The 12,561-nt window shown below is 44.4% G+C and carries 14 protein-coding genes and 1 tRNA gene; 11 read left to right on the forward strand and 4 right to left on the reverse strand.

The window, feature by feature from the left end; all coding sequences use genetic code 11:
* The first annotated feature begins 28 nt into the window (after positions 1-28).
* The 4 genes from rimI (at position 29) to argF (ending at position 3,421) form a co-directional block, all read left to right on the forward strand.
* Entirely contained in the window at positions 29-481 is a 453-nt protein-coding gene (gene rimI, locus MDMS009_RS14975; protein WP_043888421.1) for a ribosomal protein S18-alanine N-acetyltransferase, read from the forward strand.
* A 101-nt stretch (positions 482-582) separates the two neighbouring features.
* Positions 583-1,164 (forward strand): superoxide dismutase [Fe], encoded by a 582-nt coding sequence (gene sodB, locus MDMS009_RS14980; protein ID WP_036315131.1) that lies wholly within the window; start codon positions 583-585, stop codon positions 1,162-1,164.
* A gap of 157 nt (positions 1,165-1,321) precedes the next feature.
* Positions 1,322-2,521, forward strand: coding sequence for an aspartate aminotransferase family protein (locus tag MDMS009_RS14985; protein WP_043888423.1), 1,200 nt, complete (start codon positions 1,322-1,324; stop codon positions 2,519-2,521).
* A 3-nt stretch (positions 2,522-2,524) separates the two neighbouring features.
* A complete protein-coding gene (gene argF / locus MDMS009_RS14990) occupies positions 2,525-3,421 on the forward strand; it encodes an ornithine carbamoyltransferase (RefSeq protein ID WP_008292186.1) in 897 nt (298 codons plus the stop codon).
* Here argF and murU read toward each other — a convergent pair.
* Positions 3,418-4,101, reverse strand: coding sequence for an N-acetylmuramate alpha-1-phosphate uridylyltransferase MurU (murU, locus tag MDMS009_RS14995; RefSeq protein ID WP_008292032.1), 684 nt, complete (start codon positions 4,099-4,101; stop codon positions 3,418-3,420). The two genes, argF and murU, sit on opposite strands and share 4 nt — an antisense overlap.
* The gene (locus MDMS009_RS15000) at positions 4,098-5,087 is read right to left on the reverse strand and encodes an aminoglycoside phosphotransferase family protein (RefSeq protein ID WP_008292133.1); all 990 of its coding nucleotides are present in this window, start codon (positions 5,085-5,087) and stop codon (positions 4,098-4,100) included. Before MDMS009_RS15000 ends, murU begins: the two co-directional genes overlap by 4 nt.
* A 196-nt stretch (positions 5,088-5,283) precedes the next feature.
* Between MDMS009_RS15000 and MDMS009_RS15005 the strand changes: the two genes are divergently transcribed.
* A complete protein-coding gene (locus MDMS009_RS15005) occupies positions 5,284-5,697 on the forward strand; it encodes a hypothetical protein (protein ID WP_008292284.1) in 414 nt (137 codons plus the stop codon).
* A gap of 5 nt (positions 5,698-5,702) precedes the next feature.
* Here MDMS009_RS15005 and MDMS009_RS15010 read toward each other — a convergent pair whose 3' ends face one another.
* Both MDMS009_RS15010 and MDMS009_RS15015 read right to left on the reverse strand, forming a co-directional pair.
* Positions 5,703-6,293 (reverse strand): Maf family protein, encoded by a 591-nt coding sequence (locus tag MDMS009_RS15010; RefSeq protein ID WP_008292048.1) that lies wholly within the window; start codon positions 6,291-6,293, stop codon positions 5,703-5,705.
* A gap of 16 nt (positions 6,294-6,309) precedes the next feature.
* Positions 6,310-7,944, reverse strand: coding sequence for an alpha-D-glucose phosphate-specific phosphoglucomutase (locus tag MDMS009_RS15015; protein ID WP_008292292.1), 1,635 nt, complete (start codon positions 7,942-7,944; stop codon positions 6,310-6,312).
* 85 nt (positions 7,945-8,029) lie between these two features.
* Between MDMS009_RS15015 and MDMS009_RS15020 the strand changes: the two genes are divergently transcribed.
* The 6 genes from MDMS009_RS15020 to MDMS009_RS15045 all read left to right on the forward strand — a co-directional run.
* Positions 8,030-8,941 (forward strand): cation diffusion facilitator family transporter, encoded by a 912-nt coding sequence (locus tag MDMS009_RS15020; RefSeq protein WP_008292041.1) that lies wholly within the window; start codon positions 8,030-8,032, stop codon positions 8,939-8,941.
* Between the two features lie 49 nt (positions 8,942-8,990).
* Positions 8,991-9,602 (forward strand): nuclease-related domain-containing protein, encoded by a 612-nt coding sequence (locus MDMS009_RS15025; protein WP_237700545.1) that lies wholly within the window; start codon positions 8,991-8,993, stop codon positions 9,600-9,602.
* Positions 9,603-9,604: 2 nt separating this feature from the next.
* Positions 9,605-10,513, forward strand: coding sequence for a 5'-nucleotidase (locus tag MDMS009_RS15030; RefSeq protein WP_008292057.1), 909 nt, complete (start codon positions 9,605-9,607; stop codon positions 10,511-10,513).
* Positions 10,514-10,515: 2 nt separating this feature from the next.
* Positions 10,516-12,039, forward strand: a complete 1,524-nt coding sequence (locus MDMS009_RS15035) for an HDOD domain-containing protein (protein ID WP_008292166.1) — start codon at positions 10,516-10,518, stop codon at positions 12,037-12,039.
* A 69-nt stretch (positions 12,040-12,108) separates the two neighbouring features.
* Positions 12,109-12,193 (forward strand) — tRNA-Leu (locus MDMS009_RS15040).
* Positions 12,194-12,250: 57 nt separating this feature from the next.
* Positions 12,251-12,561, forward strand: a 311-nt coding sequence (locus MDMS009_RS15045) for a trigger factor (protein ID WP_008292288.1), incomplete at its 3' end; no start/stop codon positions are given.

Below are 12,561 nucleotides of genomic sequence, written 5' to 3' on the forward strand. Positions count from 1 at the left end.
GTCAAACAGAATGATGTCGCCAAGGGTAATGTTAGATGACGATTTGGCCGAAGTGCATGGCATTGAAACCTCAGCAAATCGTTTTCCCTGGAGCGTCAAGAACTTTTCCGACAGTCTTGATGCCGGACATCATGCATGGGTTTATATCGACCCTTATGATGTCATTATCGGTTTTGCTATTGTTCAGTTAGTTCTGGATGAAGCACATTTGCTCAATATTTGTGTCAGACCGGATATGCAAGGACAAGGTTATGGGCGTAGGATACTGGAACATATCATTGATCATGCAATGAGCAAGTCAGCAACATTGTTAGTTCTTGAAGTTAGACAATCCAATCAACGTGCACAAAGTTTGTACGAACAGTTTGGTTTCAACGAAATGACGGTTCGGCGGGGATATTATCCTGCTGAGCAGGGCAGAGAAGATGCGATTTTGATGGGGTTAGATTTATCAATGCTATCGGTTTTCGGCGGTTTATAAAATAAACTGTCACCTTTGGAGTACTTGCTATACAGTTAGTGCTCTTTTAGACTAATCAACTTAACTTACTCGGTTATTTTTTCACTTTTAGGAGATTGAATATGGCTTTTGAATTGCCACCACTTCCTTATGCACAAAATGCACTGGAACCTACTATTTCAGCAGAAACACTTGAATATCACTATGGCAAACATCATCAAACCTACGTCAATAACCTGAACAATCTGGTTCCTGGCACTGAGTTTGATGGTAAGTCTTTGGAAGACATCATTACTTCAGCCAGCGGTGGTATTTTCAATAATGCAGCGCAAGTGTGGAACCATACTTTCTACTGGAACTGTATGACACCTGATGCTAAAGGCGCACCTTCTGGTGAACTGGCAGCAGCGATTGATAGCACATTTGGTTCATTCGATGCATTCAAAGAAGAATTTAGCAAATCAGCAGCGACTAACTTTGGCTCTGGCTGGACTTGGTTGGTGAAAAATGCAGATGGCAGCATCGCCATTGCAAATACCAGCAATGCCGGTTGCCCATTAACTGATGGCCAAACACCATTGTTGACAGTTGATGTGTGGGAACATGCTTACTACATTGATTTCCGCAATGCGCGTCCTAAATACCTGGAAGCTTTCTGGGGATTAGTGAATTGGGATTTCGTTGCAGCTAACTTTGCAGCATAAATAAAAGCGGAGTAGGGATTTTTTGCTTATCCCTTAATAACGTTATAAAATACCGCTTTTTTGATTGATGGCAGTTTCGTCAGAAACTGCCATTTTTCGTTTTATAGGCCTGAAAATGGCCATTGCAGTATTGCCGTCACGGCAAGGAGATAAAGCCATGACAGATTCCGTCATGCCTACATACGGGCGTCTTGATGTAGCGTTTGCAAAAGGTCAAGGTGCTTGGTTAACAGACACACAAGGAAATCAGTATCTTGATGCACTGAGTGGTATTGCTGTGTGTAATTTAGGGCATTGCCATCCTGCTGTGACTAAAGCAGTTCAGGATCAAGCTGAAACGTTGATTCACACCTCTAACTTTTATCATATTCCGTTGCAAACCCAGCTTGCCGATAAGTTAACTCAAGTATCAGGCATGGAGCAGGCATTCTTTTGTAACTCGGGTGCTGAAGCGAACGAAGCGGCTATCAAAATCGCACGTAAATATGGTCATAGCAAAGGCATAGATAAGCCCGTCATTATTGTGATGGACGGTAGCTTCCATGGCAGAACGATGGCGACATTGACCGCAACAGGGAATGCCAAAGTACAAGTCGGATTTGATCCGCTGTTACCTGGCTTTGTTCGTGTGCCGTATAACGATTTGGATGCTCTCCGCATGGCCATTGGTCACTGGCCAGAAGCTGTAGCAGTGTTGCTGGAACCGGTGCAAGGCGAAGGTGGTATTAAAGTACCTGATTCCGAATATTTAGCGGGTGTCAGATCGATTTGTACCCAACGTAAGTTATTAATGATGTTGGATGAAGTGCAAACGGGCGTAGGGCGTACCGGACAATGGTTTGCGTTTCAGCACAATGAAACAGTACTGCCTGATGTTATGACCTTAGCGAAAGGCCTAGGTAATGGTGTTCCAATCGGGGCTTGTTTAGTGGCTGGTAGCGCAGTTGGTGTGTTGCAAGCTGGTAATCATGGTTCGACTTTTGGTGGTAATCCACTTGCTTGCAGCGCAGCATTAGCCGTATTAGAAACAATTGAAAAAGACGACTTATGTCAGCATGTCACCACATTAAGTGATCAGATGCTGCAGAGCTTCAAAAACAAGCTAGGCGATCGAGACGGCGTAAAAGATATCCGTGCCTTAGGTTTCATGTTTGGTATTGAACTTAGTATCCCTTGTGGAGACCTAGTCAGACTGGCTTTGGCAGAGCGCTTATTGATTAATGTCACTGCTGATAAAGTGATTCGTTTAGTACCGCCGATGATTATTAATGCTGAAGAAGCAGAACTCATCGTTGAGAAAGTAAGTAAGCTGGTTTTGACATTTTTGTCATCACACGCTGTTGAGAGCGTTGCGTAAAACATGAGACATTTTCTGACCCTGAAGGATCTGAGTTCGGTTGAGTTAAAACAGCTGATTAATCGTGCTAGTGAATTAAAAACGATGCACCATAATGGCGAAATCTATCAGCCATTAAAAAATCAGGTTCTCGCGATGATATTTGAAAAATCATCCACCCGCACCCGTGTTTCATTCGAATCAGCGATGATTCAATTTGGTGGCGGCTCTATCTTCTTGTCACCAGATGATACCCAATTAGGTCGGGGTGAACCGGTTGAAGATTCGGCACGCGTGATTTCCAGTATGGTTGACGCGGTAATGATTCGTACTTTTGAACACAGCAAACTGGAAACCTTTGCTAAGTTTTCTTCAGTACCTGTTATTAATGCGCTGACTGATGACTTTCACCCATGCCAACTACTGGCAGATATGCAAACTTACCAGGAACATCGTGGTTCAATTGACGGGAAAAAAGTGGTCTGGATTGGTGATGGCAATAATATGTGCCATTCCTACATCAATGCGGCGCAACAGTTCGGGTTTGAACTGCATATCGCAACCCCTGAGGGGTATGAACCTAATCAGTCACTGATTGATAGTACTCAAGCAGAGATTCAGTTGTTTAATGATCCTATTAAAGCAACAGAAGGCGCTGATTTGGTTGTCACTGATGTATGGGCCAGTATGGGGCAAGAGGAAGAGCAGCGTAAACGCGAAGCGGCCTTCGCTTCTTTCCAAGTCGATCAAGCAGTCATGAATGTGGCCGCGAAAAACGCACTGTTTATGCACTGTTTACCGGCACACCGTGGTGAAGAAGTCACAGCCGAAGTGATTGATGGTCCGCAGAGTGTGGTGTGGGATGAAGCTGAAAATCGCTTGCATGCTCAAAAAGCCTTGCTAGAATTTCTCTGCGCTTAAAGCTTTTCGTTCTCGAGCTGCTGCGTTAATTCATTCAAGCGTTCTAAGGTGCCAATATCTGACCATTGGCCATGATGAATCTGACCCGTCACCTGGTTTTGTTGAATCGCAGCATCAAATAATGGCTTGAGCGGTCTCTTGGAATTGTCCAAGCCTGTAAACATCGCCGGCTTATAGATGCCTATGCCACTAAAGGTCAATTTATCTTCACCGTGATGCTGAACCTGACCACCTTGATCCAAGGAAAAGTCACCTTCAGTATTATGTTCAGGATTATTCACCAGCACCAAATGACACTGTGTGTCCTGCGCTAAGGTGAAGTCTTTTAATGATGCGAAGTTAAAATCAGTCCATATATCACCATTCACCACTAAGAACGGCTCATTTCCCAGTAAGGGAAGGGCATTTATGATGCCTCCGGCCGTTTCCAACCCACCATCCAATTCAGGCGAGTAGTAAAACGTTGTGCCATACTTCTCACCGTCCCCCAAAACAATAGGAAACTGTTCACCTAGGTGGGCATAGTTAATCACAATATCGCTAAAACCGGCGCTGACCAATGCCTCAATAAGATATTCAATAAGACGCTTATCCCCAGCATGAATTAAGGGTTTAGGTGTGGTATCTGTCAATGGACGTAGACGTTGTCCGCGACCTGCAGCCAAGATCATTGCTTTCATTGTATTGCCATAATGCTAGAAGTTTGCGTGAGGTACTGGTGTAGCTGCTCGAGCTCGGGGTAGCGTGCCGTGACAGCCAATACATAGCGTAAGGTAAGCGACAAATCTTTTAGATAACCGTCCTTACCATCACGATAATATAAGCGACAGAAAATCCCCAGAATCTTCAGGTGTCGCTGAAGCCCCATCAGATCAAACCAACGAATAAATGTATCTTTATCACAATCAATTAAATGATTTTCTTGCGCTTTATCAAAATAATAATGAATCCATTGGCTCACCTTCTCCTGTGGCCACTCGATATAAACATCACGCAATAAGGAAACAAGATCATAGCTTACAGGACCAACCACTGCGTCTTGAAAGTCAATAACACCGACGTCTTTGTCTTTTACCAGCATCAGGTTACGACTGTGGTAGTCACGATGCACAAATCGCTGTGGTTGGTTGTTAGCATTATCACAAAGCAGGGCAAAAATATCGGGCAGAAAGTCAGGCTGTGGTAGATCTAAATGACGTTGTAAAAACCACTCATGAAATAATGCCATTTCTCGCGTTAATGACTCAGAATTATAACCCGCTATTGCGAGTTCATTTACCGGACTTAACTGCATCTTGATGATTTCATCTATCGCTTTTTCATATAACGCATCAGCCGATGTGTTATTGAGGACAGACAAAAATGAGGTGTTGCCTAAGTCACTCAGCAATAGGAAACCCTGTTGTAAATCTTTTGCATAGATTTTAGGTACGTGAATGGCGAACTGAGCTAAAAATTCCGCTACCTTAACAAACGAGTCAATGTCTTCGTGTTCAGGTGGCGCATCCATGACTATCCACGTTGACTCTTCCTGCTCAACGCGAAAATAGCGTCGAAAGCTTGCATCGGATGAGGCAACAGTGAGCTCAAATTCATGATAGGGCAGTACTGCTGTTAGCCATTCGTTGATGGCATGGCGTCGTTTGTCGTTGATATCGTTGTTCATTAATATTTTTGAAATGTCTGTTATCTATTTGTATTTAGTTAATAAATATACTGTTAAATTGATCATTATTCAGTGTGATGTCATACGAAACTGCTAATTTACATCGGTTCAGGTATCATCGGGAATTATTTCCCAAAATGCCTGTCCATTTTGGTGAATTGATACGTACTAAACCATAAGCCACAACGGAGTCGCAATGAACAAAATTCTTTTATCAGCTATTTTTCTCGGTTTTTCTAGCTTGGCAGCTGCTCAAGAGTATGTCACACCAGCCGATTTATCCGCTGAGCAATCTGAAAAAATGTACAGCATTCTCACCGACTACAATAGCTGCATGATGCAGGGTCGACTACAACCTAAAGCTGATGCGACATCCGGTCAGGAAATGGCAAACGAGCTGATGCAATCTTGTGAAACGCACCTGGACGAGCTTAAACTGCACTTGGCTGATAATGGCGTCGAACCAAGCCTTGTAGAGGGCATGGCTAAACGTATGCGTTCTCGCGCTGCACGTAAAATGATGACGCAAACCATGAATAATCTCGCTGCGCAAGCACAAGCAATGGATAACGCGAATAAAATGCCTGCAGAAGGCCAAGCCGAAGAATAATAACGTTACTGGTTGAGCTGCAAAATGTCGATATCTTGATTGCTGAGCAGTTCAATCAAGCGAATCAAAGGCAACCCTATCAAGCTGTTGGGATCATCACCCATCAGTTTCGAGAACAGGCTGATACCAAAGCCTTCCGACTTGAAACTACCAGCGCATTGATAGGGTTGTTCTTTTTTCAGATAAAAGTCGATTTGGTTATCCGTTAAGTCTCTGAAGTGAACCGTAAACGGTTCTACTAAAGACTGCATTTCCTCTGTTTTTGCGTTATACAAGGCTAAACCTGTTTGAAAGACCACCTCTCTGCCAGATGCCTGTTTCAGCTGCATCATTGCTTTTTGGTGATTGCCCGGTTTCCCTAAGATTGTGTTATCGATAACAGCAACCTGATCAGAACCGATGATTAATCCCTCCGGGTGTGTTTTAGCGATTTCCAGCGCTTTTTGTGTTGCCAGGCGCTCGACTAATTGTTCCGGTGTTTCGTCAGTGAGCGGAGTTTCATCAATCGCGGGTGACACCTGAATAAAAGACAGGTTTAATTTGTGCAAAAGCTCAGCACGAAAAGGGGAGCTTGAACCCAGAATCAGTTGTTGCATTCGATAACCTTTACAGTCAGGTAATAACAGTGGGGGTTGTACGACCGGTAAAGTCGACAATTTTCGCTAGCGAGTCAGCTAATTCAATCAAGTCAGCCAAGGTTTGCTGTGTATCATCAAGCAGCTTCGCTTTATCATCTTCGTAGGACTCAATGTAGACGCGTAATGTCGCACCCTCCGTCCCAGTGCCTGAGAGCCGGTACACAATGCGATCACCACCATCAAAACCAATACGAATACCTTGTTGACTCGATACACTGTTATCGATGGGGTCGTGATAGCTGAAATTATCGGCATAACTGACCGTGCGCCCATTAAATGTTTTTCCGGTGAGTGTCGGTAATTGGTCTTCCAAGTGTTGCATGACTTGTTCAGCTTCTGCATTTGGTATGGCTTCATAATCATGGCGTGTATAAAAGTTACGGCCAAATGTTTGCCAGTGCTGGCTCACAATATCGGCAACGGACTGGCTACGTGCAGCGAGAATATTGAGCCAGAATAAGACCGCCCATAAACCATCTTTTTCACGTATGTGATTGGAGCCGGTGCCAAAACTTTCTTCACCACATAATGTGGCACGATCGGCATCCAGTAAATTGCCAAAGAACTTCCAGCCTGTTGGGGTTTCATGAGCTTCTATGCCCAGTTTTTCGGCAACACGATCAGCAGCCTGGCTAGTCGGCATTGAGCGTGCGATCCCGCTAAGTCCATCTTTGTAGGCAGGGACAAGATCTGCATTTGCCGCTAATATTGCCAAGCTGTCAGATGGTGTGACGAAGAAGTTGGCGCCCAGAATCATATTTCTATCGCCATCCCCATCTGATGCAGCACCGAAGACTGGCGCATGGTCAGAGAACATTTCGGCTACTAATTCTTCAGCGTATGTCAGGTTCGGATCGGGATGACCTTTAGCAAAGTCTGGCAGTGGTATGCCATTAATCACGGTTCCTTTTTCTGCGCCCAAGCGGTTTTCCAAAATTTCTTTGGCATAAGGGCCAGTAACGGCATGCATGGCATCAAAGCGCATTGAAAACGAGTCTTTAGCGAGTAAGTCTTGGATTTGATTGAAATCAAAGATGGTTTCCATCAAGTCAGCGTAGTCGCTCACCGAGTCAATAATGTCTATCGTCATACCTGACAATTCTTTAGACCCTATTTCATCCAAGGCTATATCCGCATCATTACTAATTTTATAGTCTTTAATAGTTAAACTGTTTTCAAAAATTGCTTCCGTAATTGACTCAGGGGCAGGGCCACCATTACTGGTGTTAAATTTAATCCCAAAATCACCATCCTGACCAGCCGGGTTATGGCTTGCAGAGAGAATAATGCCGCCAAAGGCTTGGTATTTACGAATCACACAAGAAGCCGCGGGTGTAGACAAGATGCCATTCTGACCAACCCAAACCTGGCTAAAACCATTCGCAGCGGCCATTTTAAGAATGATTTGTATCGCGGTTTGATTATAAAAACGGCCATCACCGCCGATAACTAAGCTCTTGCCAACACAATCACCAATGGCGTTGAATGTTGCTTGAACAAAGTTTTCCAGATAATTAGCTTGTTGAAATACAGTGACTTTTTTACGTAAGCCTGAAGTGCCGGGTTTTTGATCGGTAAACGCCGTGGTCGTAACCGTGGTATGAGCCATATAACAGTCCTGATGTGAAGATGAGCATAATAGCGGCTTTATTGCTAGACTCGCCGCAATTAATGCAACCAACTATACTGACTCCATGAACAAGCCTCAACAGATTGATAAAGCCCGTTTAATGCGGATGGCAACCTATGCCTCTGTTGCTACTGCCGTGACACTTATCATTGCTAAATTGGTGGCATGGTTTATCAGTGATTCGGTCAGTATTTTGGCTACTTTGGTCGATTCGAGCTTGGACGTCTTGGCCTCAGTGGTAAACCTGATAGCAGTCAACCACGCTTTACAACCTGCTGATAGAGAACATCGTTTTGGTCATGGCAAAGCAGAACCCTTGGCGGGATTAGGCCAATCTATGTTCATCGCCGGTTCGGCGGGTATTTTGTTACTTCAAGGCATTAGTCGTCTCATTCATCCACAGCAGATTTCTAATGGTATTGAGTTAGGTATCGGCGTGATGATTTTTTCGATGCTTGCGACGCTCGGATTGATCAGTTTTCAACGCTATGTGATCAGACACACAGACTCTACCGCGATTAAAGCCGACGCTTTGCATTACAAAACTGATTTATTGGTGAATGGGAGTGTCATTATCGCTTTGGTGTTGGCAGCTTATGGCTGGGCTATTTTCGACCCGATTTTTGCGATTGTGATTGCCTTGTTCATTTTGTATAGCGCTTGGTCTATTGTCAGAGAAGCGATTGATCTCCTGATGGATCACGAGCTGCCTGACGAAGACCGGCAAAAAATAAGAGCGACGGTACTGAACAATCCACATGCGAAAGGTTTACATGACTTACGCACACGCCGTTCAGGTACAACAGTTTTCATACAGCTACACTTGGAGTTGGATGAAACATTACTATTGCGCGAAGCGCATGCGATTGCGGATGAGCTGGAGAATGCGGTGAAAGCGTTATTTGATGATGCCGAAGTGATTATTCATGAAGACCCCATCACGCACTTACCACCTGATCCACAAACCGTAAATTAGATCACAAAACTAACAGGGGTCTCGTATAATTTTGTTTTTGAAAGATTGGTTGCAAGAGGTAGTTCCCATTATTAACCTAGATTCGGCATGGCAATGGTTATTCATCGCCGTCATTATGCTGCTGGTAGTGCTGATTTATTTGGTCATTCATCGCAGAAAAAAAACGTTAAAAGCGCGGTTGCTTGAGAAGGCATTGCAACCACTTCGAGCAGACGAAGTACGCTCCATTGTTATTCCTGATGGCATTGGTGGTGTGCTGGAAGTAGAACGTCTGCTCTTAATGGAACAAGGCCTACTTGTGCTTGAAACTTATCCGTTGGCGGGCCATTTGTTTGGTGCAGAGCATATCGATCAGTGGACGCAGATTATAGAGGGGCGAAGTTATAAATTTCCCAACCCCTTACGGCATGTACATAACTCAATGCATGCCTTGCAAATGCTGGCGCCTAAAGTCCCCATTTTTTGTCGCGTCGTGTTTACGGGCGAAGGTGATTTTCCAAAGGGTAAACCTGCAGAAGTGTCTGTGATTGCCACTTTAGAGCATGACTTGCAAGCCGTTATTGATGCGCCCAAGATGGCGACTGCAAGTAAAAAAGCATGGCAGTCAATTTTACGTATTGCACGTAAAGATGGTCACGAAGTATTGAAAGAAGCGACATAATTATGGATACCAAACGTTTAGTGGTAGCAATTTCATCCCGAGCATTATTCGATTTGGATGAAAGTCATAAAATCTATGAAGAACAAGGCACTGAAGCCTACTGTAAATATCAAATAGACAATGAAGATGTGCCACTCGCACCAGGCGGGGCATTCAATCTGGTACGTAAACTACTAGCTTTAAACGATAATAATCCGAATACACCTAGAGTTGAAATCATCCTTTTATCACGTAACAGCGCCGACACCGGTCTGCGAGTTTTCAACTCTATACAACATCATAAACTGACAATAACGCGAGCTGTTTTTACCTCTGGAAGTAGTCCATATCGTTATGTTGCGCCATTTAGCGCTAGTTTATTTCTATCAACAAGTCCTGAAGATGTTGGCATGGCACTGGATGCTGGAATTGCTGCGGCGACTATTTTGCCGTCACATGTGGGCAATAATAATCATTCTGAAGAGTTACGAATTGCCTTTGATGGCGATGCGGTTTTATTTTCAGATGAATCAGAGCGTATTTTTAAAGAGCAGGGCTTAGAAGCGTTTACTGAGAACGAACAACAAACAGCAAAAAACCCATTACCAGGCGGCCCATTTAAAGACTTTCTGTTAGCGCTCAATCAAATTCAAACCGAATATGATGAAGATGAGTCGCCCATTCGAACCGCCCTGGTGACAGCACGCTCAGCACCGGCTCATGAGCGGGTTATCAGAACGCTTCGCGCTTGGGGTATTCGAATTGATGAGGCCATCTTTTTGGGTGGCATGGAAAAAGGCCCATTTTTGAAATCGTTTGGTGCAGACATCTTTTTTGATGATCAAGAACAACATTGCATGTCAGCAATGGCACATGTTGCGACTGGGCACGTACCACATGGCATAGCCAATGAAATGAAGAAGAAGGACTGAGTTTGGCACAACCGCAACACCAAAATGTAAACGAATGGATAAATCAACTTAGCGATAATGACATGCCGGTTTTTTCCGGTACGGTGACCAGTGTTACCGACGCTGTAAACAGTGAAAGAACTTCCGCATCAGATGTAGCGCAAATTGTGCTCAAAGATGCGTCACTCACGACGCGTTTATTGAAAGTTTCTAATAGTTTTCACTTTAACCCAACCAAACAACAGATAAATACAGTCTCACGTGCGGTGATGGTAATGGGGTTTGATCAAGTGCGTGCACTGACGCTGTCTATGGTCTTGGTCGATAATTTAGGCAAAGGCCAGAACCGACAAAAGTTGGTAGAAGAAATGGGGCTGGCTTTTCATGCCGCCACTCAGGCGCAGGAATTAGCGATCAAATTAAAAGCCAAAAACCCAGAAGATATTTTTGTGGCGACTTTATTGTCGCGGCTAGGTCAAATGGCATTTTGGGCGTTTGCAGATGATTACGCAGAGGCGCTGCAAAAAGCGATTGAAGATGGCATGAATGAAGTGGAAGCAGAAACCGAAGTACTCGGCTTTCCTCTGTCATCGCTGACTCGTGGTTTATGCAAATCATGGTCGTTAGGTGATTTACTTGATAGCTACGTGAATCAGCGCAACGATGATAGTCGAACAAAGTTTATTCAAGGCGGTAATGCTTTGGCGACGGCGGCCACGCAGGGTTGGGACAATGAAGAAACCGAAACTGTAATTAAAAAGATGGCGGATTCTCTCGAGATAAAACCATCTGAATTGAAAGACATGGCTTTCGCTAACGCGCGAAAGGCAAAAGAAGTGACTAAACTCTACGGCAGCTTCGAAGCAAGCCGAGAAATTCCACAACCGTATGTACCGTTAATCGAGGGAGATGATGAAGCGGGAGAGGCGAGTGCTGCTGATATAGAGGATGCAACAGCTGCTGAGAAAGTCACGACAGAAGATAGTCCAGATATAGCCAATCTAAATGAAGAACAGCCTATTTTCCAAGAGGCCAATAACGACTACCTAATGAGTGTGATGGATGAAATTTCAGCTACCGTTCAAGATAAAGCTAGTTTAGGCATTATTTTAGAAATGGTGTTGGAGGGCATATACCGCGGAGTAGGAACTGACAGGGCGATGTTTGCCATTCTGAACCCCGAGCGCACCGTTTTATCTTGTAAGTACGCTTTGGGTGACTCAGCTGATATATTGAGTCAGACTTTGAAAATCGATGTTAGAAAAGAAGAAAATATTTTTAATCAAATTATCAGCAATAAGAAAGCCCGGTTGATATCTGGTGATCCTAAGCAACTTGGTGGCACCTTGTCGCGAGAGACATTGAAACTACTCGGAACACCCCCATATATTGTTATGCCAACGATAGTTCGCAACAAAGTCATTGGCGTTTTTGTGGCTGATCGCAACGCGAGTGACCGTGAAATCACGCAACAGGATTTCTTGGCATTTCAGCAGTTCTGCCAACAAGCGAATATGGGTTTAACTTTTTTGGCAATGCAAGGGTAGTTTTATCGCTGTGTTGTAGCTATAATAGCCGACTTCTTCAGACAGCAACGTTGTCTGATAACAGATTATGCGAGAGTGGCGGAATTGGTAGACGCGCTGGATTTAGGTTCCAGTAGGGTAACCTGTGAGAGTTCGAGTCTCTCCTCTCGTACCAATTTTCAGAGGCTGATGGTCAAGCCATCCAAGCCAAACCCCATGTTTGAGGTAAAGAATGCAAGTTACTGTAGAAAATGTGAGCGAACTTGGCCGTCGTATGACGGTGACAGTTGAAGATGCCAATATTGAGCAAGCAGTACAAGAACGCCTTAAGTCGATCAGACCTAGCGTAAAAATGGCGGGTTTCCGCCCTGGTAAGGTGCCGATGAAGATGGTCGCACAAAGCCACGGCCCATCAGCACGCCGTGAAGTTATCGACACCATCGTTCAAGACAGCATGCGTGAAGCATTCACACAAGAAGGTGTCAACCCAGCGGGTCCTCCACATATCGACAGCATGGATGAAGAGGGTGAAAAATTTATCTA

It is taken from the genome of Methylophaga thiooxydans DMS010 (assembly GCF_000156355.1).
GTDB lineage: Bacteria > Pseudomonadota > Gammaproteobacteria > Nitrosococcales > Methylophagaceae > Methylophaga > Methylophaga thiooxydans.

Bases quoted from the DNA above. Each gene is read 5' to 3' on its own strand.
- MDMS009_RS14985 (WP_043888423.1), top strand. From the start codon at position 1,322: ATGACAGATTCCGTCATGCCTACATACGGGCGTCTTGATGTAGCGTTT.
- MDMS009_RS15010 (WP_008292048.1), bottom strand. From the start codon at position 6,293: ATGCAACAACTGATTCTGGGTTCAAGCTCCCCTTTTCGTGCTGAGCTT.
- rimI (WP_043888421.1), top strand. From the start codon at position 29: ATGTTAGATGACGATTTGGCCGAAGTGCATGGCATTGAAACCTCAGCA.
- MDMS009_RS15015 (WP_008292292.1), bottom strand. From the start codon at position 7,944: ATGGCTCATACCACGGTTACGACCACGGCGTTTACCGATCAAAAACCC.
- MDMS009_RS15030 (WP_008292057.1), top strand. From the start codon at position 9,605: ATGGATACCAAACGTTTAGTGGTAGCAATTTCATCCCGAGCATTATTC.
- murU (WP_008292032.1), bottom strand. From the start codon at position 4,101: ATGAAAGCAATGATCTTGGCTGCAGGTCGCGGACAACGTCTACGTCCA.
- sodB (WP_036315131.1), top strand. From the start codon at position 583: ATGGCTTTTGAATTGCCACCACTTCCTTATGCACAAAATGCACTGGAA.
- MDMS009_RS15005 (WP_008292284.1), top strand. From the start codon at position 5,284: ATGAACAAAATTCTTTTATCAGCTATTTTTCTCGGTTTTTCTAGCTTG.
- MDMS009_RS15000 (WP_008292133.1), bottom strand. From the start codon at position 5,087: ATGAACAACGATATCAACGACAAACGACGCCATGCCATCAACGAATGG.
- argF (WP_008292186.1), top strand. From the start codon at position 2,525: ATGAGACATTTTCTGACCCTGAAGGATCTGAGTTCGGTTGAGTTAAAA.
- MDMS009_RS15020 (WP_008292041.1), top strand. From the start codon at position 8,030: ATGAACAAGCCTCAACAGATTGATAAAGCCCGTTTAATGCGGATGGCA.